Annotated in this window: 25 protein-coding genes; 15 read left to right on the top strand and 10 right to left on the bottom strand. The window is 60.8% G+C overall.

What is annotated here, in order from left to right; all coding sequences use genetic code 11:
* Positions 1-103 precede the first annotated feature (103 nt).
* Entirely contained in the window at positions 104-1,618 is a 1,515-nt protein-coding gene (locus HMPREF2932_RS03950) for a permease family protein (protein WP_071409650.1), read from the top strand.
* A 279-nt stretch (positions 1,619-1,897) separates the two neighbouring features.
* On the opposite strand, the gene HMPREF2932_RS03945 is transcribed toward HMPREF2932_RS03950, so the two are convergent.
* Positions 1,898-3,079 carry an acyl-CoA dehydrogenase family protein gene (locus HMPREF2932_RS03945; RefSeq protein ID WP_071409649.1) on the bottom strand — a complete coding sequence of 394 codons (1,182 nt, stop codon included), beginning with the start codon at positions 3,077-3,079 and terminating at the stop codon, positions 1,898-1,900.
* A gap of 87 nt (positions 3,080-3,166) precedes the next feature.
* Between HMPREF2932_RS03945 and HMPREF2932_RS03940 the strand changes: the two genes are divergently transcribed.
* From HMPREF2932_RS03940 to HMPREF2932_RS03925, 4 genes are all read left to right on the top strand, one after another.
* Positions 3,167-3,577 (top strand): acyl-CoA thioesterase, encoded by a 411-nt coding sequence (locus HMPREF2932_RS03940; protein ID WP_049155997.1) that lies wholly within the window; start codon positions 3,167-3,169, stop codon positions 3,575-3,577.
* Positions 3,578-3,634: 57 nt separating this feature from the next.
* Complete coding sequence (locus HMPREF2932_RS03935) at positions 3,635-4,612, top strand: NAD(P)H-dependent flavin oxidoreductase (protein WP_141756282.1); 978 nt, start codon at positions 3,635-3,637, stop codon at positions 4,610-4,612.
* 3 nt (positions 4,613-4,615) lie between these two features.
* Positions 4,616-5,416: an enoyl-CoA hydratase-related protein gene (locus HMPREF2932_RS03930; protein ID WP_070517812.1), complete on the top strand. Its 801-nt coding sequence runs from the start codon at positions 4,616-4,618 to the stop codon at positions 5,414-5,416.
* Between the two features lie 231 nt (positions 5,417-5,647).
* Complete coding sequence (locus HMPREF2932_RS03925) at positions 5,648-6,037, top strand: MmcQ/YjbR family DNA-binding protein (RefSeq protein WP_070510834.1); 390 nt, start codon at positions 5,648-5,650, stop codon at positions 6,035-6,037.
* A gap of 342 nt (positions 6,038-6,379) precedes the next feature.
* Here HMPREF2932_RS03925 and HMPREF2932_RS03920 read toward each other — a convergent pair whose 3' ends face one another.
* Positions 6,380-7,060, bottom strand: coding sequence for a hypothetical protein (locus tag HMPREF2932_RS03920; protein ID WP_046647699.1), 681 nt, complete (start codon positions 7,058-7,060; stop codon positions 6,380-6,382).
* A 325-nt stretch (positions 7,061-7,385) separates the two neighbouring features.
* Between HMPREF2932_RS03920 and HMPREF2932_RS03915 the strand changes: the two genes are divergently transcribed.
* Positions 7,386-7,832 carry a MarR family winged helix-turn-helix transcriptional regulator gene (locus tag HMPREF2932_RS03915; RefSeq protein ID WP_049156188.1) on the top strand — a complete coding sequence of 149 codons (447 nt, stop codon included), beginning with the start codon at positions 7,386-7,388 and terminating at the stop codon, positions 7,830-7,832.
* Between the two features lie 45 nt (positions 7,833-7,877).
* On the opposite strand, the gene HMPREF2932_RS03910 is transcribed toward HMPREF2932_RS03915, so the two are convergent.
* Together HMPREF2932_RS03910 and HMPREF2932_RS03905 are read right to left on the bottom strand one after the other, a co-directional pair.
* On the bottom strand, positions 7,878-9,113 hold the full coding sequence (locus tag HMPREF2932_RS03910) for a M20 family metallo-hydrolase (protein ID WP_071409647.1): 1,236 nt from the start codon (positions 9,111-9,113) through the stop codon (positions 7,878-7,880).
* A gap of 9 nt (positions 9,114-9,122) precedes the next feature.
* Complete coding sequence (locus HMPREF2932_RS03905) at positions 9,123-10,715, bottom strand: amidohydrolase (protein ID WP_071409646.1); 1,593 nt, start codon at positions 10,713-10,715, stop codon at positions 9,123-9,125.
* Between the two features lie 131 nt (positions 10,716-10,846).
* On the opposite strand from HMPREF2932_RS03905, the gene HMPREF2932_RS03900 reads away from it, so the two are divergent.
* The 6 genes from HMPREF2932_RS03900 to HMPREF2932_RS03875 all read left to right on the top strand — a co-directional run bounded on the left by HMPREF2932_RS03900 (position 10,847) and on the right by HMPREF2932_RS03875 (position 18,767).
* A complete protein-coding gene (locus tag HMPREF2932_RS03900; protein ID WP_071409645.1) occupies positions 10,847-11,986 on the top strand; it encodes a PucR family transcriptional regulator in 1,140 nt (379 codons plus the stop codon).
* A 138-nt stretch (positions 11,987-12,124) separates the two neighbouring features.
* Complete coding sequence (locus HMPREF2932_RS03895; RefSeq protein WP_049155982.1) at positions 12,125-13,477, top strand: MFS transporter; 1,353 nt, start codon at positions 12,125-12,127, stop codon at positions 13,475-13,477.
* A 65-nt stretch (positions 13,478-13,542) separates the two neighbouring features.
* Positions 13,543-14,151: a cation efflux transmembrane domain-containing protein gene (locus tag HMPREF2932_RS03890; RefSeq protein ID WP_049155972.1), complete on the top strand. Its 609-nt coding sequence runs from the start codon at positions 13,543-13,545 to the stop codon at positions 14,149-14,151.
* 411 nt (positions 14,152-14,562) lie between these two features.
* Positions 14,563-15,945, top strand: a complete 1,383-nt coding sequence (locus tag HMPREF2932_RS03885; RefSeq protein WP_070545273.1) for a hypothetical protein — start codon at positions 14,563-14,565, stop codon at positions 15,943-15,945.
* A 201-nt stretch (positions 15,946-16,146) separates the two neighbouring features.
* On the top strand, positions 16,147-17,322 hold the full coding sequence (locus tag HMPREF2932_RS03880; RefSeq protein WP_070545274.1) for an alpha/beta hydrolase: 1,176 nt from the start codon (positions 16,147-16,149) through the stop codon (positions 17,320-17,322).
* A gap of 50 nt (positions 17,323-17,372) precedes the next feature.
* Entirely contained in the window at positions 17,373-18,767 is a 1,395-nt protein-coding gene (locus HMPREF2932_RS03875) for a GntP family permease (RefSeq protein WP_070680823.1), read from the top strand.
* Here HMPREF2932_RS03875 and HMPREF2932_RS03870 read toward each other — a convergent pair.
* From HMPREF2932_RS03870 to mmuM, 3 genes are all read right to left on the bottom strand, one after another.
* Positions 18,764-19,255, bottom strand: a complete 492-nt coding sequence (locus HMPREF2932_RS03870; protein WP_071409644.1) for a gluconokinase — start codon at positions 19,253-19,255, stop codon at positions 18,764-18,766. The genes HMPREF2932_RS03875 and HMPREF2932_RS03870 overlap by 4 nt on opposite strands.
* 75 nt (positions 19,256-19,330) lie before the next feature.
* Positions 19,331-19,717 (bottom strand): hypothetical protein, encoded by a 387-nt coding sequence (locus tag HMPREF2932_RS03865; protein WP_070517806.1) that lies wholly within the window; start codon positions 19,715-19,717, stop codon positions 19,331-19,333.
* A 48-nt stretch (positions 19,718-19,765) separates the two neighbouring features.
* Entirely contained in the window at positions 19,766-20,704 is a 939-nt protein-coding gene (mmuM, locus tag HMPREF2932_RS03860) for a homocysteine S-methyltransferase (protein ID WP_371326335.1), read from the bottom strand.
* 508 nt (positions 20,705-21,212) lie between these two features.
* On the opposite strand from mmuM, the gene HMPREF2932_RS03855 reads away from it, so the two are divergent.
* The 3 genes from HMPREF2932_RS03855 (at position 21,213) to HMPREF2932_RS03845 (ending at position 23,650) form a co-directional block, all read left to right on the top strand.
* Complete coding sequence (locus HMPREF2932_RS03855; protein WP_071409643.1) at positions 21,213-21,767, top strand: CAP domain-containing protein; 555 nt, start codon at positions 21,213-21,215, stop codon at positions 21,765-21,767.
* Between the two features lie 723 nt (positions 21,768-22,490).
* A complete protein-coding gene (locus HMPREF2932_RS13790; RefSeq protein WP_158013225.1) occupies positions 22,491-23,159 on the top strand; it encodes an ImmA/IrrE family metallo-endopeptidase in 669 nt (222 codons plus the stop codon).
* A complete protein-coding gene (locus HMPREF2932_RS03845; protein ID WP_049155947.1) occupies positions 23,156-23,650 on the top strand; it encodes a DUF4411 family protein in 495 nt (164 codons plus the stop codon). The genes HMPREF2932_RS13790 and HMPREF2932_RS03845 overlap by 4 nt, the downstream gene beginning before the upstream one ends.
* Before the next feature lie 418 nt (positions 23,651-24,068).
* Here the strand turns inward: HMPREF2932_RS03845 and HMPREF2932_RS03840 are convergent, their stop codons facing one another.
* From HMPREF2932_RS03840 to HMPREF2932_RS03830, 3 genes are all read right to left on the bottom strand, one after another.
* Complete coding sequence (locus tag HMPREF2932_RS03840) at positions 24,069-24,500, bottom strand: hypothetical protein (protein WP_071409642.1); 432 nt, start codon at positions 24,498-24,500, stop codon at positions 24,069-24,071.
* A 27-nt stretch (positions 24,501-24,527) separates the two neighbouring features.
* Positions 24,528-24,959 carry a hypothetical protein gene (locus HMPREF2932_RS03835; RefSeq protein WP_070701149.1) on the bottom strand — a complete coding sequence of 144 codons (432 nt, stop codon included), beginning with the start codon at positions 24,957-24,959 and terminating at the stop codon, positions 24,528-24,530.
* Positions 24,960-25,025: 66 nt separating this feature from the next.
* Positions 25,026-26,303: sodium:solute symporter family transporter (locus HMPREF2932_RS03830; RefSeq protein WP_071409641.1), on the bottom strand; the 1,278-nt coding region annotated here is incomplete at its 5' end.

The raw sequence follows: 26,303 nt of genomic DNA, 5'->3' as shown, positions 1-26,303 counted from the left end.
CAAGGTTCGACTAAACCTCAACGAACCTCTCACCTTTCCTCACCAAGCCCCGCGCGCTTCACGCCCGCCGGGCTTGGTCCCTTTTCTTTGAAAGGAGGCCGTCATGGCCGAAACCACCGAAGCCACCGAACCCGAAGACCAGGGCATCGGTCAAGCTTCACCCCACTGGAAGATGGGGCCCTTCGATGTCCGCCTGCCCTTCGTGCACTACCGCATGGAATGGCCGGACTTCGCCCAAGGCTTGTTCATGTGCGTGGTCGACCTGGGCGCTATCCCCCTAATGACTGAGGCCCTCGGCATGCCTTACGAGGCGGCACTGGCCGTCGTTATGCTCAACGGCCTTCTCTACCTCACCCACCACCTCTTGGGTGACCCGGTTGTCCCGGGCTGGATTACCCCGGCGATTCCGTTGCTGACGGTCTATATCCAGACCTTCCCGGAGGGTGAGCAGCGTGTGTGGGCGCTCATCAGCTTCCAGCTCTTGCTAGGCATATTCTCATTAACGCTAGGCATAACGGGATGGGCATCGAAGGTCGTCCGACTCATTCCCTCGGGCTTGCGCTCCGGCATCGTCCTTGGCGCCGGTATCGCTGCCATCGTCTCGGTGTTCCAGGAAGGCGGACGTTTCCACTCCTTCCCCATTACCATCACCATCGCGGTGGCTGTGGCCTTCTTCCTCATGTACTCCCGTGGCTTCCAAGCCCTACGACAGAAGGCCGCCGGTTGGCGCTTCCTGGCTTCGCTAGGCATCCTGCCTGCTATCTTCGTCGCGGTCTTCGTCGCACCACTAGCTGGCGAGGCTCCCTGGCCGGACGTGGAGTGGGGTTTCTCCAAACCAGATTTCATGACCCTGTGGTCTGAGTACACCGTCTTCGGGATCGGTCTTCCGCCGGCACATATGTTCCTCACCGCCATCCCCACGGTGCTGGCTGCCTACATCGTCGTCTTCGGTGACGTCTTGCAGGCCAACGCAGTGCTTAAGGAAGCCGATCACGTCCGCACGGACGAGGCCGTAGTGTACAGCCCGTCGCGCGCACACCTGCTCTTCGGTGGCCGCAACATGCTGATGTCCATCATCGGCCCAGACGTCGCTATGTGTGGCCCGCTGTGGGCGGCGATGCACGTGGTCATCGTCGAGCGCTACAAGCAGGGCAAGCGCGCCATGCGTACCATCTTTGGCGGCGCGGGCTCCTTCCGTTGGGGTACCAACGTGGGTCTCCTGCTGCTGCCGATTACTTCTTTCGTCGAGCCCATCCTGCCGGTGGGTCTGGCGCTGACTCTCATCATCCAGGGCTTCGTGTCGGTGCGCGTGGGCATCATGGAGTCCAAGAACCAGAAGGATCTTGGCATCGCAGGTGTCACCGCCGGCGTGCTGGCCACCCAGGGTGCCGCGTGGGGCTTCGCCGCCGGCATCATCATGGTGCTCGTCGTCTATGGCAAGGACATGTTCAAGGACGAGCGCGACGGCACCATCCGCAACTTCGATGAAATCGATCCGGAGGAAGGATTCGCCGACGCCCAGGCCGACTTCACCGAGCTGGCCGAGCTCAACGATCTGGATGCTGACGGCCGCCCGATCGATCCGAACGCCCCGAAGCCGAAGGACACCAGAAGCTAGACACCCAGAAACTAAACAGCGCGACACAGTGCCTGTGAACAGGCCTGAGTGCAAGACAGTGCGCGGGCCCCGAACACGGCGCCCGCACTGCTTAGCCTCTCCTCTTTAGATGGTCCCTTTACTCTGGTCTCTTAGCAGAGTGAAGGGACCATCTTTCTCTGGTTTTCAGTACACAGATGGTCCCTCATCCCAGATGAGGGACCAAAGTAAAGGGACCAAACGAATAAGACCATCTGCGCAGTGGAGCCCGTGTGGCCTCACCGGTACGACGCCACGCGGTTAGCTAAACGCCGCCTCCCCCGTCAGCACCCGCCCCAGAATCAGCGTGTGGATTTCATCGGTTCCCTCATAGGTGCGCACTGATTCTAGGTTGGCGGCGTGGCGCAGCGGCGAGTAGTCCGCGGTGATGCCGTTGCCGCCCAGGATGGTGCGGGCTTGGCGGCAAATGTCGATGGCGGTGCGGCAGTTGGCCAGCTTGCCCACCGAAATCTGGTAGGGCTCCAGCGTGCCCGCATCCTTGGCACGACCCAGGTTCAGCGCCAGCAGCTGCCCCTTGTTAAGCTCCACCGCCATATCCACCAGCTTCTGCTGGGTGAGCTGGAAGGACGCCAGCGAGCGGTCGAACTGCTTGCGCTCCTTCGCGTAGGCCAGCGCCGCCTCCAAAGAATCACGGGCCGCGCCCAAAGCGCCGAAGCTAATGCCGAAGCGAGCCTCGTTCAAACACATAAACGGCCCCTTGAGTCCCGGATGCTTGGGCAGCAGAGCGTCAGCGGGCAAAGTAACGCCTTCCAGTTCAATATCGCACTGAATGGACGCCCGCATGGACAGCTTGCGGGTAATTGGGGTCGCACTAAAGCCTGGCGTGGACGTCGGCACGATGAACCCGCGCACGCCCGCCTCCACCCCGGCAGCCGCCGCGTCCTCCTCAGAAACCTTGGCCCAGATGATCGCCACCCCGGCCACGCTCGCCAGACCGATCCAGCGCTTCGCACCGTCCAGGACCCATTCACCGGAGCGGTAGCGCGCTACCGTCGCCATGCTTGCCGGGTCCGAGCCCGCGGTCGGCTCCGTCAACCCGAAGCAGCCAATGACCTCACCGGCGGCCATCTTGGGCAGCCACTGTTGCTTTTGTTCCTCCGAGCCGTGCTTATATATCGCCGACATCGCCAGCGAACCCTGTACTGATACCACCGTGCGGATACCGGAATCCCCTGCTTCCAGCTCCTGCATGGCTAGACCATATTCCACCGCTGAACGTCCAGCGCAGCCATAGCCTTCCAGATGCATCCCGAACAGTCCGGCCTCCGCGAGCACCGGGAAGATGGACTCCGGCAGCACCGCGTCCTCGTACCACTGCGCCACGTGCGGGCGGATGTGCTCATCCACCAGTGCGGCGACGCGGTCACGGGTAGCTTTTTCTTCTTCGCTCAGCAGAGCATCGATTCTCAGAAGATCTGTCATCGCATTCTCCTCACAATTCGAGTGACGAACCACAATTCGTATGTATAGTAATACGCATCACTCTACCCGCTCACCCCAGGAGGAACAATGCGCGCGCCCGCCAACGCCATCCCGATAGCCCTCGCCTTGCGGTGGTCCGACCAGGACGCGAATGCTCACGTCAACAACGCCACGATGGCCACGCTTTTAGAAGAAGCGCGCGTGCGCGCGGCCGCCGATCTGACCGGCCCTGTTGCCACCGATTCCTACGCTCACGTGGTGCGATCCCTCGAAGTCCAGTATGACGCCGAGCTCACCTACACCGATTCCATCCAGGCTCGCGTGTGGATCTCCCGCATCGGAAACACCTCCTATCAAGTTGCCCACGAACTCGTCCAGGACGGCACCCCGTGCGTGTTTGCCACGGCGACGTTGGTGCTTATCGATGCCTCTGAGCGCCGCCCGATCGCCCTGCCCGATGACCTCCGAGGGCGACTGCGCGACCACTTTTCCGAATAGCCATTCACTTTTCATTCATCCGCCTCCCATTACGCCCTTGCACCACAAAGGAGCACAATCCTCATGATTTCCACTCGCGTTACCGAGATGCTCGGCATTAAGCACCCCATCATCCAAGGCGGCATGCAGTGGGTCGGCCGCGCCGAGCTTGCCGCCGCCGTGTCCAATGCCGGCGGACTCGGCGTCGTCACCGCGCTCACCCAGCCCACCCCGGAGGATCTGCGCCACGAGATTCGCCGTACCCGCGAGCTCACCGACAAGCCCTTCGGCGTCAACCTCACCATGCTGCCGGCGATTACCCCACCGCCCTATGCGGAGTACCGCGACGTCATCATTGAGGAAGGCGTGAAGATTGCAGAGACCGCCGGCAATAACCCCAAGGACCATATGCCCGCCTTCAAAAACGCAGGCATCACTGTCATCCACAAGTGCACCTCCGTACGGCACGCGCTCAGCGCCCAGAAGGTCGGCGTGGACATCGTCAGCATCGACGGCTTCGAATGCGCCGGCCACCCCGGTGAAGATGACATCCCGGGTCTCGTCCTCATCCCCGCCGCCGCAGACCAACTCGACATTCCCATCGTGGCCTCAGGCGGCTTCGCGGATGGCCGCGGGCTAGCCGCCGCCCTGGCGCTAGGTGCCGAGGGCATCAACATGGGAACCCGCTTCGTGGCTTCCGCCGAGGCCCCGGTGCACGAGAACGTCAAACAAGCCATTGTGGAGCGCAGCGAGCTGGATACCCAGCTCATCCTTCGCGAGCTGCGCAATTCCACTCGCGTGGCCAAGAACGCTGTAAGCGATGAGGTGGCCGAGCGCCTCGCCCAAGGCGCTGAGTTTGGGGATATCCGCCACCTCGTTGCCGGCAAGCGCGGCCGTGCAGTCTACGAAACCGGTGATTTGGATGCAGGCGTGTGGACCTGCGGAACGTCGCAGGGTCTAATCCACGATGTGGCACCCTGTTCCGAAATCGTCTCCCGCATCTCCGCTGAGGCCGAGCGCATCATTTCCTCCCTCACCGAGCTTGTTAAGGACTAAGCCATGACCGATGCCATCCTCACCCGCCGCGAAGGCTCCGTCCTCGTCGCGCGCATCAATAACTCCGCGCGCCGCAACGCCATTGCCAAGAACCATTGCCTGGCTCTCTCTGCCGCGCTTGCCGACGCCTCCTCCGACCCCGTCATCCGCGCCCTCATCATCACCGGCGATGAGACCGCCTTCTGTGCCGGAGCGGATCTCGTCGCCGCCGCGCAAGAGGCAGCCGCCGCGCAAGCTGCGGGCGAGACTCCCAACCCGGCCGAGTCCACCATGCTTCCCCAGCTCAACGCACTGGTGACTGAGATTCAGGCCGCCGAAATTCCCGTCATCGCCGCAGTCGAAGGTGCGGCCGCTGGCGCGGGTGCTTCGCTGGCTTTTGCCTGCGATCTCATCGTGGCCGGCGAAGAGTCCTACTTCACGCTGCCCTTCGGCAAGATTGGACTTATCCCTGATGGCGGGGTGAGCCTCACTGCGCTGGCCTCCGTGGGGCGCCACCGCGCGCTCGCCTTGGCACTGCTACAAGACAAGCTCGGCGTTGCCGAGGCCGAGGCTGCAGGTCTCGTAGCCACACGCGCGCCCCAGGGCCACGCACTGGCCACTGCACTGGAGGTAGCACAGCGCCTGCACATCGCACCGCGCGATGCCCTGGCCAAAGCCAAAGCGGCCATCAACCGCACCGCCCTTGGCCAGCTCGATGAACAGCTCACCTGGGAAGAGCCGACGCAGTACACGCAGATGGCCTCAGCTGGCCACAAGGAGGGCGTCACGGCCTTTCTCGAGAAGCGCCCCGCGCGCTTTGATTAGCAAAAATCGACTAGCAGAAAACTGCCAGGCGGAGTTCATGGCGATGCCAGCACTGGCCGCCATACTCTGTGTTGTGCGTTTGAGAGAGCGCATGCGAGAGAGAGAACCCCTCATCCTCCGGAGGGCGGCCAGTGGCCGATAATCGGAGGAACTTGATAGAGACGCTGCTGGGCCCTTCCCCGAGGAATCGTGGGAGGGGCCCAGCGGTGTTTTTCACCTAGCCTGGTTCACATGGATTCTTCTTCTCCACTGGATCTCCACGCCTGCGCTAGCGCCCGCGCTGCCGAACTCCCCGGCGCTATGTTGACGCACCCTTTCGGCTCTGACTGGGACGTGTTCAAGGTACGCGGCAAGGTCTTCCTCCTTCTCACCGCGGCAACTGGCCGCCCGCAGGCCATCCTCAAAGCTGAGCCCCTGGACGCCGAAGCACTGCGCAGCGAGCACGCCTTCATCACACCCGGCTACCACATGAACAAGCGACACTGGGTTTCTGTTCACCCAGATCCCCGCCTCACCCCGCAGCTACTCAACGAACTTGTGACGGACTCCTACCGCCTTGTGGTGGAAAAGCTCCCCCGCTCACAACGCCCCATTAATCCGTCCGATTTTGGCTCTCCATAACCCCGATTATTAACCCCGGGGGCAACTCCCCGCACAGATTCCATTGCGTCTTGGTGGCGATAACCAGCGGAATTCAACCAGCACAGCAAACTCACAGCTCTCCTCTGCCTTTTAGGCGAGTCTAAGCTTCACATTGTCTGCCGATCAGTTGCATACTGTATGTCGTGCGTTGGAGAGAACGCACACAGAGAGAGATAGAGAGACTTCAGCGCCCTGTGGCCCTCAGTGTGAGCGGCCCGGGCGCTGAAGTTCTTATTACAGGAAACCACGCCGGTTTAACCCAAGACAAAAGCCCCTGCCTCAACGAGGCAGGGGCAAAAAGAACCTAGAAGCTACTTAGCCTTAGAAAGGCAGCTTGATGTTGAGGTTCAGGGCCTTCGCGATAGCCGGGAAGGCAGCAGCAACGGCAGCGAGAACGCCGGCAACGATGCCGAAGATAGCCAGCGGAGTCGGCTTGCCGTCCTTGGAGGACAGTACACCCTCAGCGGAGCTCTTCTTGTCGCCTGGTTCCGCGGTCTTGGAAGTAGACGGCTCTGCAGTCTTAGTCGTGGTGGCGGAGGTAGAGGACTTCTCGGAATTGTCAGCAGGCTTGGAGGACGAGGTCTCGCTCGAGCTCGTGGGAGATTCCTTCGGCTCGGAGGTCTTAGAGGTCTCGCTTCCCGCCGGGTCAGTGGCCTTGGTAGTGGTGGTCGTGTCCGACGCGGAAGCCTCGGCGCTCGTCGTCTCAGAGGTGGAGGTCTCGGACTCAGAACCCTTTTCCGCATCCTTTTGACGATCGACGATGGCCTTTGCTTCCAAGTAGGTCAGAGTCTTCTTGCCGTCTGCGGACTTGTAACCGCCCTTACCTTCTTCGGCGGTCGTGTCCTTGAAGTAGGTGACGCCATCAACCACAATGGTCGCCGGCAGCCCAATACCTTCGGTGCTGTCTGCTGCGTCCGGAATCTGGGCGATTGCAACGGTGGTGCCGCCGAGGAGGAGGGTACCGGACAGGGCTACTGCAGCAAGGGAACGGGAAATCTTCATGGATTCTCCTTAGGAGTCATACAAAATGTAGGGAGCCAAAGATTGACTGCACGTTAACAATAGTCACATTTGCGTCTCGTGTCACCAGTTTTTAAACTCACCCCCGCGGACGGGCAAAGAATACAGCCGCCTCTTGCATTCCGAACCCGATAAAAGTCCTTTTCATCTGCTATTTACCGCCGCTTCCGCTGGATGGATCAAACTCTTTCGACTAGCGGCATAAATTTCCTTTATATTACCCCCGCCTAACACCAATAAGGTGGCTAAAAGTGTGTTCTTGGAACTCGGTTGCAGATTCCCTCCCCGAACTTTTACGCTTGATTACGTGACAGATATTGATCCAATCGCTGAGACCATCGCGGAGTACCGCCGCTTCGAACGCGCCCGGGCTAGGTTCGACACAGAAGCGCGCCGCGAGTACGGAATCACCGGTTCCCATCTTTCGCTTCTGCGGCTCATCGATAAGAAGGGCCCCATCCCGATCCTTCAGCTGCGCAAGGAACTGGGATGGCAGCCCGCCACCATCGGGCAGGCTGTCAAGCGCTTAGTGCGTGATGATCTCATTGCGCTCAACGACGATCCGGAGGACCTGCGCCGCCGATTGTGCGACATCACCGAAGAAGGCCGTCGCTTCCTGCTCCATGTCCCGCTTACCGGCCCAGTGCGCTTACGCACCTACGAGTTCAGCGAGGAAGAGCTCACCGCGATGAAGCGCGGATTCGAGGTCGCACTACAGGCCTTTGGCTACGAGCCGTGGAGCGATAACGACTAAGACCGATAGCAACTAGCGCGTCTTGCGCGGCGGCGCGCTGGGCGCCTAGCCTTCCCCGCACCCGGATTCCACGAGGCGCTGCGCCACGTGCGTCAGCACGTCTAGGCCGGCCACGCAGTCCTCCGCCGTAGTGAACTCCTTTTCGTTGTGCGAGATGCCGTCGACGGACGGGATGAAGAGCATGACCGTCGGCACCACCTCCTTGAGGTTGGTCGAGTCATGGCCGGCCACCGTATAGATCTCCTGGTGCGAGTAGCCCAGTTCCTCTACTACCTCGCGGGCCAGCGCGACGCCGGCCGCCGGGTAGGGGTTGAGAGCCCACTCATGCGTCGGGGATAGCTCGACTGAGGTGCGGGACTCCTCTTCCGCCGCAGCGATGATCTCCTGCAGGCGTGCTTGGGCCTTGTCCAGCACCTCCGTGGAGGGCGAGCGCACATCGACGTTGAAGCGCACCTCGCGCGCGATGGTTACCGGCGAGTTCGGTTCCAGCGTCAGCTGCGAGACCGAGGCCTGCAGCTGGCCTGCTGCGAATTCGTGGGTCAGGCGCTCCACGGAAGAGATAATAAGGGAGGCGCCGAAGAGCGCATCCTTCCTATCGGCCATCAGAGTAGAGCCGGTATGGCCCTGTTCACCGGAGACCACCGCCTGGAATTTCTTCGCGCCCCACGTGGCGGTGACCAAACCAATCGTGTTGCCTGCAGCTTCAAGCTCCTTACCTTGCTCGACGTGGATCTCCGCATAGGCCGCGAGCTTCGGAGCTTCACCGCGCGGGGCCCAGCCGGCCTCTTCTTGAGCCTCCGCGACGGTGACGCCGCTGAGATCGGTGGCGGAGTAGGCGTCGTCAAGCGCCAACGTTCCCACAAACACGGAGCTGCCCATCATGGAAGGCGCAAAGCGCGAGCCCTCCTCGTTGAACCAATTGATGACCGCCAGGTTATAGCGCGCCTTGGCACCCGATTGCGCCACGCGCCCGGCGGCATGAGCTGCTGCCAGCACGCCATAAGCACCGTCGAAACGGCCGGCCAAGGGCTGCGAATCCAGGTGCGAGCCCAGGCCCACGTACTCGGCGCCGGGGGCGAGCTCGAAGAGACCGTACTGGTTGCCAATCTCGTCGTAGATGACGCGCGCCCCGAGGGATTCCAGGACCTCGTGGAACCAGGCGCGGTTGAGGTTATCGCCGGCACTCGCCGCTTGGCGTTCCACGCCACCCCCCGGAGTGGCGCCGTTGGCGGACATGGCCTGGAAATCGGCCAGGAATTGTTCGTTAGTGGTTGCTCGCATTTCTACTCCTTAAAAACTTCCGTAGCGCAGCTCGCCGCCCACGATGGTGGCGGCCACGTCGATGGTGGATAGATCGTCAGTATTCAGCGGGTCCTGGGAAAGCAGCACGAAATCCGCCAGCTGCCCCGGCATCACCTGCCCCTTGCGCCCGGCCCAGCCCGTCGCCGCGGCCGAACCTGCGGTGTAGGCATAGAGAGCCTCGGCTGGGGTCAAACGGTCCTCCGCCCCATAGTCCCGGCCCGAGGCGGTGCGCCGCTCCACGAAGGCCTGCATGACCTCCAGGGGCACCCCGGGTGCCACGGGCTGATCGGAACTGCCGGGGAGGATGAGGGAGGCGTCGAGAAGCCGCTTGCCTGGGTAGCTCCACGCGGTGCGCTCCGGGCCGAGGGCATCCGCCATCGCGTCGCCGAAAGCCCGGATGAACAGCGGCTGCGGAACCACCACGATGGGCTTGCCGCGCAGGCGCTCAATTTGGTCGGGGCGCACCACGCCGCCGTGTTCGATGCGGTGTGGCATGGCGGGCACGCCATGCTTGTCGACGGCCTCCTCCAGCGTCTCTATCGCAAAATCCACCGCCGCATCGCCGATGGCGTGGATGGCCAAGGACCAACCGGAATTCGCCGCCTGCAGCGCACGGGTGCGCATCTGTTCCGGATCACCCTGGAAGTATCCGTGATGGGAGCAGCAGGCGTAATTCTCTGTCAGTGCGGCGGTGGTACCTAGTAGGGAGCCATCGCTGAAGATCTTGACGGGGCCGATCTGCAGCCACTCATCGCCGAAGCCGGTGCGCAGGCCACCATCCAGGCCCCAGCCGGGGCCGTCGGAGGCGTGTCCGGAGATCTCGTGGAGCACGTCCATGGTCACCATCACCTGCATGCGGGTGTGCAGGGTGGCGTTTTGATAGGCGGCTATCTCGCGCGGGCTGTGCCCGATCCAGCCGCCGGCCACCCCGGCGTCCGTGACGGAAGTCAGACCGCGCTCCAGGTAACGGCGTGTGGCCAGCTCAAGAGCGCGGGCGATCTCCTCCCCGGATTCCGGCAGGGTTACCTCCTGGATAGCGCGCATGGCGTTTTCATCGAGCAGCCCGGTGCAGTGCCCGTCGGCATCGCGAAGGAACTCGCCGCCTTCCACCTCCGGCGGGTTGGTGGGATCGACGCCCGCCGCGCGCAGGGCCGCGGTGTTGACCGTGTAGGCGTGGCCCGAGTTGTGCTTGATCAGCAGCGGAGCACCGCCGGTCGCGCGGTCAAGCTGCGCAATCTCCACCGGCGCATCCAGCCCGGAGGGGCGGAACCCTGCGGCCACTACCCAGCCGTCAGGGTTGGGCTCGGCCTCGTGCAATGCAGAGTAGACATCCTCTGGCGTTGTGGCCTGGGATAGATCCACCTCCAGCAGCGTTTGGCCAAACCACACGGTGTGGGAATGCGCGTCATTAAAGCCCGGGGTGAGCGTGCGGCCACCGGCATCCCATGCCTCATCAGCAGGCAGGGCTCGGGCAGCCTCCCCTACTGCCAGGATGCGGCCGTTGGCAAAGGCCACCGCATCCGTGACCGGCCGCGCAGGGTCTTGGGTCAGGATATGGGCGTTGTCGATGCGCGTGATCATGCGTCCTCCTGCTTCTCTGACGAACTGCACGGGGACCGTGCTGTGCTTGTCACCACATGCTAGCCAGATCGGTGAGCCACCTCGCTACATGCAGGGCAATCCACCACCGCTAGGCGTGTAGCGTTGTGCATATGCACGAAAAACGCTGGCGCGACATCGTCGCGGAGGTCCACGGCACCATCCCCCGGCTGGTGGAGGACTTCCTCGCCGCCTTTTCTCGTTCCGGCCGCTACGGTGACTCCCTAGTGAGCGAGGATGAGCTGCGTCTGACCGCCTTCGAGGTCTTCGCGCGCATCACTGACGTGCTGGTCGGCGCGATGGATGAGGAGGATCTTCGCGCCCATGCGCAAAGCCTGGGCCGCCGGCGCGCGCACCAGGGGGTGGAGTTGGCCACGCTCATCGACGCCATCCAGCTCGACTTCACGGTCCTCTGGGAACACCTCCGCCGTGCCGCCGGCGCCGACCAAGAGATCCTCATCGACCATGTGGCACAGGTGCATTCGGTTGTGACGATGTACAACCTCGTGGTCCGCGATGCTTACCGTTTGGAGGAGGCGCGCGGGCAGCACAACGTGCACCACGCTCACGCCCGGCACCTGGAACGACTCTTCGCTGCCGAGTCCCTGGGCACGCTCGGCATCGCGGAGATCGCCCGCGCGCTCACCGTGGATGAGGACACCCACTTCGACGTCGTGGTGGCCCACCCCACCGCGGCGGTGGAATTGCGCACGCTTCTCGACGCCCCCATCTCCTCCGGCGAAGCCTTTGGCCATGGCGTGCGCGGGATGTTCGTCGCCTTCTGGCCTAGAGACCAAAGGCCCAGCGAACAGACCGCAAAGGACACCGGCGCAGGGCTGACGACGAACTCGGGCATACTTTTCCGCGACGTCATCGGCTTAGCCGGAGTTCGCGCGGCGGCGCAGCAAGCGCCGCGCATCTTCGACTCCACCGGCCCACTGAGCCAGCTGACAGAGGCACCCGATGCACTCTGGGCCGTCGCCGGCGACGCCATCGCAGACTTTCCGGCCAGCGGCATGACAGAGCTGACGCAGACAATGGCCGAGCTACGCCTTAACAACGCGCCGCTGTACCTGACCATCACCACCTACCTGGACTGCGGGTCCATCAAGGACTCCGCCGAAGCTCTGCACTGCCACCGCAACACCGTACTCAACCGCTTGCGACACGTTACTGAGCTCACCGGCCTTGATATCACCCGGCCCAAGGACGCGGCCCGAGTGCTGCTCGCACTGCACCGCGCGACACCTTAAGTCCTGTGCAACCGCACACTTCTGCCGCCCAGTCGATGGGGTGATGCATATAAATGCTGCCAGAACATCCCCCTTCAGGTGACCTACACCTATCGTTTCCAGGAAAGGTAACGCACTTCACACAAGGAGCACCTGGATATGACTACCAATCCACCCCCGGCTGCCCCGGTCCAATCTGACCCCGAGCAAATCAAGGTCGAGTCAAAAGATGTCTTCCGTATCGCCAGTTCCGCGTTCGTTGGCACAGCCCTCGAATGGTATGATTTCTTCCTCTTCGGCACCGCGGCCGCGCTCGTCTTCAACGATCTCTTCTTCTCGGGAATGTCAGGCACCGGCGCCACCCTAGCCTCCTTCGCCACCTTCGGCGTGGGCTTCCTTGCCCGCCCTCTCGGTGCAGTCATTTTCGGCCAGATTGGCGATAAGATGGGCCGCCGACCAGCACTCATCATCTCCATCGTTGTCATCGGTGTGGCCACCGGAATCATCGGCCTTCTGCCCACCTTTAACAGCATTGGCATCTGGGCACCCATCGCTCTCGTCATCTTGCGCCTGCTTCAAGGAATCGCCGTCGGCGGCGAATGGGGCGGTGCAACGACCATGGCTATCGAACACGCACCGGCTGAAAAGCGCGGCCGCTACGCGGCCTTCGTGCAGATCGGCTCCCCCGCCGGCACACTGCTCTCCTCCGGCGCCTTCGCGCTTGTGCTCATGCTTGATGATGACGCGGTGAGCTCCTGGGGCTGGCGTGTTCCCTTCCTCATCGCTTTCCCCTTCCTTGGAGTAGCACTGTGGATTCGCACAAAGGCTGAAGAATCTCCTGTCTACAAAGCCCTCGAAGAGGAAGCTGAGGCCGACGAGGCTGCGCACCAAGGCTCACTGAAGGAACTTTTCACGCAGCACTTCCCACAACTGTGCCTTGCTTCCGCGGCCGCCCTCCTCGGCATCGGCGGCTTCTTCGTCATGAGCACCTATGTCCTCTCCTACGCCACAACCACGCTGGACTTCGAACGCCAGACCGTCGTGAACGCCACCCTCCTCGGCGCTGTGTGCCAAATCTTCATCAACATCATCTTCGGACGCATCGGTGAAAAGATTGGCCCGGGTCGTGTTATCGGATACGGCGCGCTTGCCACCGCTATCATGGCGTGGCCGCTGTGGGCGATGATCGATACCGGCAATGCCGTTCTCCTCACGCTTGCGGTCTGCATTGGGCTGTCCCTGGTCACCATCACCTATTCCGTGTCAGGCGTCCTGCTCTCAGAGGTCTTCCCCGCCAACGTCCGCTATTCCGGCGTGGCCATCTCCGCCAATATCGCGTCAGCAGTATCGGGGCTGCTCCCCTTCCTTGCCACCGCGTTGAACGCTTCCAACGAGACCCCCAGTTCCACACCGGGAATCATCATCCTGGCCGCGACCGCCCTCATCACAGCCTTCGGCGGCTTCGCTGGCGAGAAACACCGCCGAGAAGACGACGTCGCCATCGTCGACTAATGCACAACCGCTCATAAGAAAAATAGGTTGGGACGCGGCACCTCGACCCACTAGGCTCAGGTGCCGTGTCTCAAGAACTCTCCTCCTCCACCCTGAACGCGCGCGCCCGGCGCATCGTCGCCTGGGTTGCCGCACTGAACCTCCTCGGATTCTTCGGCGAGTTCATCATCGCCGCCTTCATCGGCTCGGCCGCACTGTTTGCTGACGCCGCCGACTTCCTCGAGGATTTTCTCATCAATGCGCTCGTCCTGCTCGCGCTGCGCTGGTCGGCGGAGGGGCGTCGCAAAGCAAGCTATGGCCTAGCCGGGCTGATCCTGATTCCGGCGTTGGCGTCCTATGGCATGGCAATATGGAAGATCATCACCGGCGCCGTACCTGAGCCACTTACGTTGTCAGGCACGGCCGTGGCAGCGATGCTCATCAACCTGCTCTGCGCGGTGTTGCTCGTGCAGCTACGCCACGGCAGCGCGCTCACGCGCGGCGCATGGCTGGCGGCACGCAATGATGTCGCCGCCAATATCCTCATTCTCGGCACCGGCCTACTCATGCTGGTGTGGGCAAGCCCGTGGCCGGACATCGTGGTAGGCCTCATCATCGGCACCATTAACCTGCGCGCAGCGGCTGAGGTGTTCGAGCAAGCGCGCGCCGAAGATCCGGAAATTGAAGAAGATTAACGCGTCATCCTTAAGAATTTTTTAAGTAACCCGCGGGCCTGCGCGCAATCCCGCGCGCACCCCTGGGGCTAAAAATGGCCTGGCAATAAGCGCTGCGCGCAACTTTTTCCTACCCCATATGGGGTCATTCTTTAGTTTGTGACCGAACGGTCAAAGAGACGTTTTCCCAGAATACGGTCTAGTTGGACAAAACCAAGGTCGGCGCAAATTTCTTAGCCAATTGTTCACCTTCGCGTCACCCTATCGAAATATACTTCGCTATCCAAAAATATAAACAATCCTTAGGGTGCGCGATCCTGAAAGTCACCTTATCGTTGCTTCACGTCACGCACTGAGCGCTACAGCGCATACGCAGCGCCACCACAGTGCGTCACCACATTGCCCCAAACTTTTTCATCCAGGAGAACAACCATGACCAAGCGTCGTCGTACCGCCGGCCTCATCGCCGGCCTCGCGATTGCAGGCACCGCCCTCATCGCACCGGCTGCATCCGCAGCAACCCACACCGAGTCCTACCCGGAGACCCCGGCCGTTAACGCCAAGCTCCCCATCGTCCACACCAGCCACGGCTCCGACCACATGAAGGCCAACGTGCTCAACCCGCGCCCGGTGTGCAACCCGTGGGAGGACCACCGCACCGTGGTCTACAAGGTGACCGATAACTTCATGCCGGCAGGCACCATCTCCACCACCAACCAGACCAAGAAGGACATCCCGCTGCAGCAGGACCTGTCCAAGTCCCAGTCCATCACCCTGTCCGTCAACGGTGACCGCACCGAGACCACCTCCATGAACGCGGGCGGCAAGGGCTCCGGCAAGAACTCCGAGGGTTCCTTCGGCATCTCCCACCAGATCGCCACCAAGCTCGGCGCCTCCGCGTCCTACTCCCTGTCTTGGGAAGCCGGCCAGTCCATCGGCCCGTACGATGTTCCGCCGAACCACACCGGTGAGGCCACCTACGGCTTCCGCGTTCTGAACATGACCGGTACCCAGCAGTACTGCAAGCCGAACGGCACCTGGTCCACCCCGACCTTCTGGTCCGCAATGCAGCCGATGAAGAACGAGGTTCGCGTCAAGCTCTACGACGACATCGCTGATTCCTACGCTCCGAACAAGGACGCTCAGAACACCACCGACGTCAACGACCCGAAGGTTGTTGAGGAGGAGAAGTCCCCGGAGGCTGACGCTGAGGTCATCAAGGACAACGAGGTTGCTCCGGAGGAGAAGGTTGTCTCCGAGGCCGAAGGCAAGAAGGAAGAGGAAGCCGACAAGAAGGTCCAGGAGGACGTCGAGAACGGCAAGACCGATGAGGCTAAGCAGAAGCTGGACCTGAAGCCGGTTCTGACCACCTCTGGCGCTAAGCACGCAGGTTTCGCAGGCACCGTTGCTCTCCGCCTGGAGAACGTCGGCACCGAGCGCTACTACGGCAACTACCCGGCAGTTCAGTACCGCGTTGACGTCAAGACCGCTGAGGGCCCGAAGGGTGTTGACCGCCTGATCACCCCGCGTTCCTCCAATGGTGCGCACATCCGCGACCTTGGCTTCGACGAGAAGACCTCCACCCGCTCCTTCGAGGTCACCCTGGCCAACCCGATTAACGCTGGCGAGTCCGCTCGCGTTGCCAACCTGGACTTCGGCGACGGCAACACCAAGGAAGGCCGCCTGAAGAACTACATCGAGGTCACCCAGATTTCCCGCCTCGACGGTGACAAGTCCACCCACAACGACCAGAACGTTGATTCCCGCGAGATCACCGTCAAGGACACCGGCAAGAAGGCTGAGGGCCTGTTCTAAATAACAGCCCCCTCCTCTACATAACGAGTGTGCAGCACGCCGGCGCTTAGTCCGGCTGCGAGAGAGTGCGTAAACCCCCGACCGCCCCCATGCGGTCGGGGGTTTACGTTTCTCCGGTTTGGAGCGCCCAGCCCCACTAGCGCTGTTATGTACTAATGCACTAATGCAGGCGATGCAACGTTCGTTGGATATTCTGAGATAATGCTTTCCTCTCGCACCGCACTCGCGGGCCTTCTTTCGGTGGGGCTGATTCTTTCTCCTCCCCACACTCATCTCGCACATGCGCAGTCTTCAGTTGAATCCGCGCACTCAGCAGACTCGCTGAGCAGCGAGGTCACCAACATTGATCAGCACTCCTCTGCCCTCGATCCCATCGCGCTGGGTCCGTTGGCACCCGTGCTCTTCGCGGAGAACATCTTTGCCGTATGGGGACCACTACTCCAGCTGTTAAAGATTCCCGTCGTAGCGCCGGAAGCCACGCGCCCACCAGCAACCGCCGCGCCGGCACAGCTGCGCGAGCTGCAGCACATCCAGGACAACGTGTGGCAGTTCAAGGCCTACTCACCATCCATGGACCGCGTCATCACCAACGACATCATTCTCCCGCCGGGTGGATTGGAGAATACTCAGCCCCGCCCGACCTATTATTTGCTCGGTGGCGCAGGAGGAGGTGAGGACGCACTGTGGTGGGACGGCGGAGGAGCCTCCGAGTTCTTCCAGGACAAGCAGGTCAATGTTGTCTCGCCGCGCGGTGCTTATGGCTCAATGATGTCCGATTGGGCCCAGCCGCATGACACGCACGGAAAGTATAAGTGGGCCACCTACCTGACCAAGGAGCTCCCGCAGCTTATCGACGCCGAGTTTCACGGCAACGGTACCGACGGCATCGCGGGCGTGAGCAACTCTGGCGGCCCAGCACTCGAACTTGCCACCTATGATCCGCGGTTCAAGGTGGCCGGTTCCATCTCCGGTTGCCCCTCGACCACGGGCGTTGTCGCGCAAGGCTTCGCGTGGGTCAGCGCGGCGTTCTACGGCACGGACCCGGCGCGCTCCTTTGGTGCACCGTGGGATCCGGCGTGGGCTCGGCATTCGCCGGTTCTCAACCTCGATAAGCAGCACGGCAGGAAGACGTTTGTCATCGTCTCACGCGGTGGCCCGGCGGACTTTGATGTCGACATTGAGGACTCACCGCTGCCTGCACTAGGCCTCAACGAGCGGTTGGATTATTGGTGCAGTTCCTACTACGCCAAGCAAGCCACCGCAGCTGGCGTGGACCTCGATTACTACGAGCTTCCGGAGGGGCGCCACACGTGGGGGCTGTTCCGACGTGAGCTGGCCATCAGTTGGGCCACGGTGGGCCCGGCCCTCGGGGTGTAGCCCCTAGATCACCGCACGTTGCATTAGTAAAATCAGCATCCATGAATGTCATGGATACGTGGGAACCCACACTTACGACAGGACCCCTTCTCGGCATCGCCGCGGCTGCAATTGCGGTCATCTTGGTCCTTGTCATCTACTTCAAGGTGCACGCCTTCGTCACCCTCGTCACGGTCTCCGCGCTGACTGCGTTGGCCGCCGGCATCCCACTGGATGGCGTGGTGCCCACCATGACGAGCGGCTTCGGATCGACGTTGGGTTCCGTGGCCTTGCTGGTGGGCCTGGGCGCCATGATCGGGCGGTTGGCGGAGACCTCCGGCGGTGCCAAGACGCTTGCCGACGCCCTCGTGAAACTCTTCGGCGAGGACAAAGCGCCCCTGGCTCTGGGCGTGGCCTCCCTCATCATGGGTTTTCCCATCTTCTTCGACGCGGGTCTCATGGTGATGCTGCCGGTCATCTTCGCCGTCGCCCGGCGCCTCGATGGCCCAGTGTTGGCCTACGGCATCCCCGCCGCCGGCGCCTTTTCCGTCATGCACGTCTTCGTCCCACCGCACCCGGGACCTGTCGCGGCTGGTGAGTTCTTCGGCGCGAACATCGGCCTCATCCTTATCTTCGGCCTCCTCGTCGCGCTGCCCACGTGGTATCTCTCCGGCTACCGCTTCGGGCTCCACCTAGGAAAGAAGTACCCCTACCGCCTCGAGGAGGCGGTCACCGGCGCGCTGGTGAGCGACGCGGAACTGCCGGCACGCCCGGCCTCCCCGTTCGCGGTTCTCAGCATCCTGTTCATCCCCATGGTGCTTATCTTTGGCAATACCGGGCTGACCACGCTGGGCACCGCAGGTGTCGTCGACCCCGCTGCGTCATGGGTACGATTCTTCATTTTCTTAGGCCAGACCCCGATCGCCCTGCTGATCACCACTCTTGCGGCGATGGCCGTGCTGGGTCTGCGCCGTGGGGAAAGCAAGAGCGCCATCGAAAAGACCGTGGAGTCTTCGCTCGGTCCGATTTGTTCCGTCATCCTCATCACCGGCGCCGGCGGCATGTTCGGCGGGGTGCTGCGTACCAGCGGCATCGGTGACGCGCTGGCGGATTCCATGTCCGGACTCGGCATCCCCGTCATCCTGGCCTGCTACCTCATCGCGGTTGCCTTGCGCCTGGCACAGGGCTCAGCCACCGTTGCCCTCACCACGGCCGCAGCCCTCATGGTGCCCGCCGTGGAGGCAGGCGGCTTCACCGAAATCCAGTTGGTCCTCATCACGCTCGCCACCGCGGCGGGCTCCGTCTTTGGCAGCCACGTCAATGACTCCGGCTTCTGGTTGGTCGGCCGGCTCATGGGCATGGACGTAGCCACCACCCTGCGGACATGGACCGTCAACCAGGCGCTGATTTCCGCGATCGGCTTCGGCGTCGTCCTTATCTTCTACGGCGCCGCCGCACTGCTTTAGACCTGCAGGTACTCGGCTGCTGCGGCGGCAAGGTCCTCCGGGGCAGCGCTGACATCCAGCACGATGCCTGCTTCCCCCGGCTGCAGTTCCTCGAGCGTCTCGAACTGTGAATCCAGCAGGGAGACCGGCATGAAGTGCCCCGAGCGCTGGCGCATGCGTTCCTTGAGCAAATCGTAGGAGCCGTGCAGGTGCACGAAGACCGTATCCGGTGCCGCGGCACGGATGATGTCACGGTAGGAGCGCTTGAGCGCGGAGCAGCCCACGATGGCCCCGGCGTCCTGGTCCGCGAGAAAGCGGCCGATGGACTCGAGCCAGGGCTTGCGGTCGGCGTCGTCAAGCGCCTGCCCCGAGGCCATCTTCTCGATGTTCGCCTTCGGGTGCATATCGTCCCCATCCCGAAAAGGCAGGCCGGTGCGCTGCGCCAGCAACTCCCCGACCGTGGACTTACCGCAGCTCGAGACTCCCATGATCACCACGTGCTTGCGCATCAATCCTCCTTAAGACAGCACCCGATCCTACGCGCTACGCACTACGTGGCGTAGCGCGACTGACCACAGTGAGGCTTAGCGCAACGGCCCGTAGCCAAAGTCCCCGCGCTGCACCTCGCCGCGGGCATTCGGATCGAAGGTGGCGCACAGGGCGGCCGCCACGTAGCGCACGCCGCCCTCCGGCGCGGAGGAACCGACGCGCTCAGCACAGTTCTCCAGTGCGGGTAGGCCGATGCTCTGCCCCGGCATAGTCATGGAGAAGAAGGACGCGGCCATCATGGTGTTGCCATCAGCGCGAACATATTCCGAAGAGCCTTTGATGGCCTGCCAGGCAATCGCGCCAACGGGGTCGGTACGGAATTGATCCCGCTCAGTTTGGGTCAGCTCGGCGTTGGCGGCGGGGACGGACAGGGATGCAACGAGGAGCGCAGCGCATGCTGCGAGGAAAGAAGATTTTTTCATAGCAATACTGTATCCCCTGTGCCGTGGGGTTGTCCTGGTATTCCTTCGTTAGTGCCCAGATGAGTCGCTTGTTGCGTGACGGATGGAAGCGCGCAGCTGGTGTATCTCAGTGGGCCCCACGCGGCAGCACCCGCCCAGCAGGCTCGCGCCGGCGGCCACGAGATCCGTTGCGGCCTCAGCTAAACTCACCGCGCCAGCGGGGGCCGGCCGCCACCCATGGGCGCCATGGTCCCAGAGTTCGCCGCTGTTGGGGCAAGCCAACAGCGGCTTATCGGTGGCTGCGTGCAGCATCTTCACTACACCGAGCGCTTGGGGTGCGCTCACGCAGTTCACGCCCACGGCACCCAGCCGTGGTGCCTGGTTGACCAGGTCGATAACACGCATGAGCTTGACCGGGTCAGCGGCAATGGCCCCGGTGACGCTCAGCGCGAAGGGCTTGGGCTGAGCCGACAGGAGCTCCAGCAGTACCGCAGCCTCATCGACGTTGGGGATGGTCTCAGCAAGCAAAAAATCAGCGTCCGTATCCGCGAGCACCGCTACCCTGCGGGCATGCCAGCGGTACAGCTCCTCGCGGCTAAGGCCGTAAGCTCCGTCGTAGTCGGTGCCCTCACCTGGGCCTGCGCCATAAGAGCCGATGGACGCGGCAACCAAGTATCCCTCTAGGGCGCCGTGCTTGTCGACGGCCCCGCCCGCCGCATTACGTGCCACCGCAACGCTGCGGCGCAGAAGTGTTTCCGCCTCCTCGCCGAGGACGTCGAAGGTGACTTGATAGGAGGCTGTGGTGGCCACTTGGGCACCAGCGGCGAAGAAGTCAGCGTGGGCAGATTCGATGAGCGCTGGGTTCTCACGCAGCACTCGCGCCGACCACAACGGGCCGGAGATATCGTGTCCTTGGGCTTCGAGGTAGGTTCCCAGGCCGCCATCGAGAAGCAGCGGCGCGGCATGAAGGACCATGCGCATGAGCTTAGCAATGGCTTCCGCAGTCACCCCGCACCATCACGATAAGCCACCCCAATAGACCTATTAGTTTTCTTAATCTTCAGGCGGTCCAATCACCCTCCCGGAATCCATCCGCGCTCGTCATCACCAGTTCCACGCGCCGCGCCACGACAACGCCCATAAGTGAAAGCTATACATTCACAGAAGCTACCCATGCTTTTGCCAAGAAATAGCAAAGATTTCGACCATATTCAGCCCCTTTGCGCCTAAAAGGCCTGGTTATAGGAATGCCATCCTGAATAACCACCCCCGAACATTGCCCCCACTGCACGAAACTAAAGGCCCAACCTTTGCAAAGTCGGGCCAAAAGTAGGGGAAATCTAAAGAAGCTTAAGGGACGGGCCATAAATAACTTCAAACATAAGTCTAAAATTTAAAACTGCTGGTCAGCTGGCTTTTCTGCACCAAAGAGAGCTTTAATTTTAAGTGAAAGTACCGCTCGGTACGCGGCAGGAAAGCCGCCACTTAACCCCTGAAGCAGAAAGAGGTGCCCGCCATGTTCCGCCTCCAGTTTGGACATACCGCCACTAAGATTGTCGCCCCGATTGCTGCCGCCGCAGCGCTCTTCGCTGGCTCCGTCAACGCCCCTGCTCAGGCTGTAAGTTCCTTCGGCACGTTCAACCCAGCCGCGTTCGGCTTCACCGTCCCCGCAGCCGCACGTCCGGTTACCCCGGCACCGCAGACCTCCGCCAGCGTCCAGGGGATCATTAATCAAACCAATGCCCAGCGCGTGGCTAATGGCCTCGCACCGCTGCGCGTTGACCCGAACCTGACCAACCTGGCGCAGGACTGGGCCAACACCTTGAGCCGCGATGGCAACACCCGTCACCGCCCGAACTACTGGACGCACTACCCTGCCGGCTTGCCAGCGGGTGGCGAGAACGTCCTCCAGGCATGGAGCGACTACTCTGACGCCCGCATCGTACAGCTATGGATGGACTCCCCCGGCCACCGCAAGAACCTGCTTGACCCGCGCGCCAAGTCCGTGGGCATTGGCATGGCCATCGGCGCAGACGGCAAGCTATATGCCGTCCAGAACTTTGGACGCTAAGCGTCGCGCTTTCTGCCATTAAGATGCGTCTGTGAGGTTGCTACTCCTTCTCACGAGCGCATCTACCGTTGTGAGTCCCAAGGGCATTCTTTGCATGTCCGCATAGCCCCAGAACCAATCAAAGGAGCGACCAAACCTTTAGGAACCACTCATCGTTGAGCAGATCAAAACTATGCTGTACCTACTCGTATCTGGTCCTCTAAAATTGCCTTTAGCATTCGATAACCAACATGGAGCGCAACGATAGGAAAGGCTATGACCGTACGTGTCCCGATGTCCCCTCCTGTCCTCGAATGGGCGGTTAAGAGGACCCGGCTGCCTGTCGACGAATTGGAGAAGAAGTCTGACTTCCATTGTTTGCGCTCTTGGTTAGGCGGCGAAAGCACGCCAACGTTCCGACAAGCTCAGAAGCTGGCCAAGCTGGCTGGAATACCTTTTGGATACCTGCTCCTCGAAGAGCCCGTACAACGAACCCCTCACCTTCCTGATTTCAGGACTCCGGGAAGCACCCCGTTATCCGACTACAGCCCTGCGCTCGAGCAGACGATTTATGCCTGTGAACGGCGCTTAGAGTGGTATGCCGAAGATGCACTAGCTAGCGGTATTGCAGGGCCTAGTTTTATCGGCCGGTTCTCTACGGATACGTCCGTGGGAAAAGCTACTGACTGGGCATGCGCCTTATTGGACTGGGTTCCAGGTAAGCGAGAACGTAGCCGAGACCGCGTGGCAACCCTCGCCGATGCCATTGAGCACACAGGAATTCTGGTCATGCGTAGCTCCGTCGTGGGCAATAACACTCAAAACAAGCTTGACCCTGATGAATTCCGAGGTTTTACGTTGATTCGGCATTCTTTCGGTCTTATCTTCATAAACAGTGCTGATTCTGGAGTGGGAAAGCTATTCAGCTTGGCCCACGAGTTCGGACACATTCTCATCGGCGAGCAAGGGATTTCCGGTGGCCCGCTTAACCAGCGCGCCGTTGAACGCTGGTGCAATCAGTTCGCTACTGCGCTACTTGTTTCCACCAAGGACATCCTCAACCGTTGGTCCGAAACTAGAGATCTAGAGTCAGTTTGCCAATGGTCATTCAAAACTTTCGGCGTAAGCCGCGACGTCACTGTATGGCTCCTCGTAGATAACGGTGTACTCCCCCGAGAAGCTGGTCAGCGCTTCCTCCAAGAGGCCCCTTCCTCCCCTCCGACGGCACAGCGCAATCGAGGTGGCGACTTCACAGTTGGACTGCGTTCCCGTTTGGGTGGGCTTTTCCTAGAGGCCGTGACCGGAGCACTCGTCGAAGGAAGAATTGACGAGCGCGAGGCATCCCGTCAGCTCGGTGTCAAGAAGATCAGCGCTATTGAAGCTTTGGTTGACCAGTATCAGGGACTACCATGACTCGGTATCTGCTCGATTCCAACATCATCATCAATGCGGTTCGGCTCTATCCTCGTGACGTGTTCCCAAGCTATTGGACCTCTCTGGAGAACTTCGTGACCGCCAAAACGTTTTTCTTCCATTATTCTGTTCAAGAGGAACTAGAGCGCAGAAAGGACTCCGTCTCAGCGTGGTTCCGGAGCTTCGTACCTCAAGACCAAATTCTGCACGTGGACAACGACGAAATTGAGTCATACCGTCGCCTTTCCACATGGGTAGCCTTCGATCGTGTGCCTCGCTTTGATGAAGCGGCGGTACGAGAGTTTCTCGATGATGCTGCCGACTCATGGCTAGTCGCCTCAGCTCATGCACGGAACATGTCAATCATCACCGATGAGAAATCCCAACCGCGCAGAATCAACAGAGTCAAGCTCCCCGACGCCGCTGCTGCATTAGGAGTTCAGTGCTCCACCTACTTAGACTTCCTCCGCTCGCGGGGAATCACATATTAAGGGACACTATCGTTCTCGGTGGATTTACATGATTCCGGCATTTCCACATCTACGCAGATCGAAACAAGCGCACTAATCTCCAATTAGTCTTCCGCCTTCGTCCTCCTCCACGGAGCATTCGGGTCTTGAAAGGTCGAAAGCATCAAATCAATCCACTGGCTTCTTCGCGGGCAACACAAGTCCACGGATAAGCCTATTTCTATTTGGCTCTTAAACCCTCTACCGCGGCTCCCGCTTGTTTGGTTTCGGCCTCAACCGACCAAGACACCCACGGGCACGAAACCAAGAAGCGGCAGAGTGCAGCGCTTCATAGGGCCCCTTAGTGATGCTCACGCGTTACTTCCAATCGGGCAAGCATCCGAGATGGGTCGGCGTTGCCGGGGCGATACCAATGCTGAAACGGGTCCTGTGGTCGCGGTTATTCGGCGTGAAAGGCCGGGTTCAGGGTTTCGATCGTGGCCATTGGGGTGTCATAGCCAAGGACGTTAAAGCCTTCGTCCTCTCCGGGCCACAAGAATGTGTGGTCGAAGCTATCGGAGCCGAGATCGTACCGCGCGATCCAGGTCTGCCACTTACCGCGTTCCGGATCGGCGGTGAGCTGTCGCAACCATTCCAGCAGGTCGGGGTCGAGTGCCGGATTGCGTATGCCCACCGGCGTGGGCAGGGTCTCCTTGCCGACAAAGCGCCATGCTTGTGATGCACCTTGCACCTCGTTGAGGCCGGTCACGACCACAAAGCCGTCCCACGGTTTCTCCTCATTGAGCTCCTTATCTAAACGCAGACACTCGCTCATTGCTTCAAGGACCGAATCGGCGGAGTCCATGTCGACGGTGAAATCAGATATAGTCATTGCGTTCCCTCCAGTTGCGCCATGGGTTTATTCAGCGTGATGGGCTGGGTTCAGGGTTTCGATCGTGGACATCGGAGTGTCATAGGCGAGAACGTTAAAGCCTTCGTCCTCTCCGGGCCACAGGAATGTGTGGTCGAAGCTATCGGAGGCAAGATCGTACCGCGCGATCCACGTCTGCCACTCACCGCGTTCCGGATCGGCGGTGAGCTCTCGCAACCGTGCGATAAGCGTACAGTTGAACGCTGGGTTGAGTGCGGACACCGTGGTGATCAGAGTCTTATCACCGACAAACCGCCATGCTTGGTGCGCCGAGTGCCCCTGCTCGTAACCGGACACGACCACAAAGCCATCCCACGGTGTACGCTGATTGAGTTTGCGGTCCACGCGTAGGCATCGACCGATTACATCCAGAATCGAATCGACGGAGTCGTAGTCAACCTCGATATCGGGTGTGGTCATTATGTTTCCTTCAGTTGCTTTCGGTGTACACGCAAACCAAGCCTAGCGGCAGCCTATTCGTATTGCTTACTCACTTTGCGCAACGGGTATTTGATTGACACCGCGCCGCGTGTATTCAAGGTCCTTTCCGTAAATAGTCAAGCCCGTGATGTCGTGATGGTCAGATTTCCTGAAGATGAAGGATGCCAGGTAGCCGATAACGAGAGTTCCTACGAAGGCGACAATCGAGACCAAGAATGGGCCTTGGTCCAGCTTTCCAGCGAAATACGCAGCAATCGCACCGCACAGGAGCCCGATGAGAACACCATTGGAATTTGCGGACTTCGTAAAGATACCCAAGACAAATACCGCAGTGAGCGGAACTCCAAAAAGACCAGTAATCGCGAGGAACAGGTCCCACAGGTCCGACTGGTTGGTAATGATGAGATACAGTGCAACGGCCAATCCGAAGGTTCCGGCAACGATGATGACCAGGCGAGAGAAAGTAACCGACGCTTCCTTCGGGGAGAAGCGGTTATAGATATCCACGGCAACGCACGCGGAAATCGAGTTGAGCGAAGAAGAAATTGTCGATTGCGCAGCCGCCAAGATGGCAGCAATCAAGAGTCCAGCAATGCCTGCAGGCAGCTCCGAAAGAATGAAATACGGCACTACAGCAGAAGTGTTGACTCCTTCAGGCAGACCACCCTTCGCTTCGTAGAAGTTATACAAAGCCGTTCCCATCCCGTAGAACAGCGGAATTGTTATCAGCGCCAGAATTCCGTTGACGATGAGAGACTTCTTCGTCGCTTGAATCGTGGGAGTCGTTTGGTAGCGCTGAACGACGTCCTGAGAAGAGGTGTACTGGTGCAAGCTGTTCAGTACATTTCCGATAAAGATGAATGGTATCGAGGAGAAGACTGCATTCGTGGTGAAGTTGTCCGCTGAGTAGAACTTTCCTTCTTCAGCGGCGTTAACCACCGCACCGCTAAATCCGTCGGGAGTCATGGCCATGGCCGTCAGCACTACCGCTGCGGCGCCAGCCAGCAGCAGGATGCCTTGAATCACATCAGACCAAATCACGCCTTCCATGCCTCCCAGGAAGGTGTACACAATACAAAGAGCGCCTACAAACGCGGCGACGACCAGCGGGTTGATATCTGCCACCGACGTGATTGCCAACGTAGGCAAATAGATAACGATGGCGATGCGCCCAACGTGATACAGAACGAAGAGGAGCGAGCCTAGAACTCGGAGGGCTACGGAGAATCTCTCCTCAAGGTACTCGTAGGCCGTCGTGACATCCAGCTTCCTAAAGAACGGAACATAGTTGTTCAGAAGACTGAAATGGTAGCGGTGTGGTGA

The sequence above is a fragment of the Corynebacterium sp. HMSC074H12 genome (assembly GCF_001813755.1).
In the GTDB taxonomy this organism is placed as follows: domain Bacteria; phylum Actinomycetota; class Actinomycetes; order Mycobacteriales; family Mycobacteriaceae; genus Corynebacterium; species Corynebacterium hiratae.
The sequence above is the reverse complement of the archived record's forward strand: the minus strand, read 5'-3'. Positions and strand labels throughout refer to the sequence as shown.

Coding starts and splice junctions, on each gene's coding strand:
- HMPREF2932_RS03950 (WP_071409650.1), top strand. CDS start 104: ATGGCCGAAACCACCGAAGCCACCGAACCCGAAGACCAGGGCATCGGT.
- HMPREF2932_RS03945 (WP_071409649.1), bottom strand. CDS start 3,079: ATGACAGATCTTCTGAGAATCGATGCTCTGCTGAGCGAAGAAGAAAAA.
- HMPREF2932_RS03940 (WP_049155997.1), top strand. CDS start 3,167: ATGCGCGCGCCCGCCAACGCCATCCCGATAGCCCTCGCCTTGCGGTGG.
- HMPREF2932_RS03930 (WP_070517812.1), top strand. CDS start 4,616: ATGACCGATGCCATCCTCACCCGCCGCGAAGGCTCCGTCCTCGTCGCG.
- HMPREF2932_RS03925 (WP_070510834.1), top strand. CDS start 5,648: ATGGATTCTTCTTCTCCACTGGATCTCCACGCCTGCGCTAGCGCCCGC.
- HMPREF2932_RS03920 (WP_046647699.1), bottom strand. CDS start 7,060: ATGAAGATTTCCCGTTCCCTTGCTGCAGTAGCCCTGTCCGGTACCCTC.
- HMPREF2932_RS03910 (WP_071409647.1), bottom strand. CDS start 9,113: ATGCGAGCAACCACTAACGAACAATTCCTGGCCGATTTCCAGGCCATG.
- HMPREF2932_RS03905 (WP_071409646.1), bottom strand. CDS start 10,715: ATGATCACGCGCATCGACAACGCCCATATCCTGACCCAAGACCCTGCG.
- HMPREF2932_RS03900 (WP_071409645.1), top strand. CDS start 10,847: ATGCACGAAAAACGCTGGCGCGACATCGTCGCGGAGGTCCACGGCACC.
- HMPREF2932_RS03895 (WP_049155982.1), top strand. CDS start 12,125: ATGACTACCAATCCACCCCCGGCTGCCCCGGTCCAATCTGACCCCGAG.
- HMPREF2932_RS03885 (WP_070545273.1), top strand. CDS start 14,563: ATGACCAAGCGTCGTCGTACCGCCGGCCTCATCGCCGGCCTCGCGATT.
- HMPREF2932_RS03880 (WP_070545274.1), top strand. CDS start 16,147: ATGCTTTCCTCTCGCACCGCACTCGCGGGCCTTCTTTCGGTGGGGCTG.
- HMPREF2932_RS03875 (WP_070680823.1), top strand. CDS start 17,373: ATGGATACGTGGGAACCCACACTTACGACAGGACCCCTTCTCGGCATC.
- HMPREF2932_RS03870 (WP_071409644.1), bottom strand. CDS start 19,255: ATGCGCAAGCACGTGGTGATCATGGGAGTCTCGAGCTGCGGTAAGTCC.
- HMPREF2932_RS03865 (WP_070517806.1), bottom strand. CDS start 19,717: ATGAAAAAATCTTCTTTCCTCGCAGCATGCGCTGCGCTCCTCGTTGCA.
- HMPREF2932_RS03855 (WP_071409643.1), top strand. CDS start 21,213: ATGTTCCGCCTCCAGTTTGGACATACCGCCACTAAGATTGTCGCCCCG.
- HMPREF2932_RS03845 (WP_049155947.1), top strand. CDS start 23,156: ATGACTCGGTATCTGCTCGATTCCAACATCATCATCAATGCGGTTCGG.
- HMPREF2932_RS03840 (WP_071409642.1), bottom strand. CDS start 24,500: ATGACTATATCTGATTTCACCGTCGACATGGACTCCGCCGATTCGGTC.
- HMPREF2932_RS03835 (WP_070701149.1), bottom strand. CDS start 24,959: ATGACCACACCCGATATCGAGGTTGACTACGACTCCGTCGATTCGATT.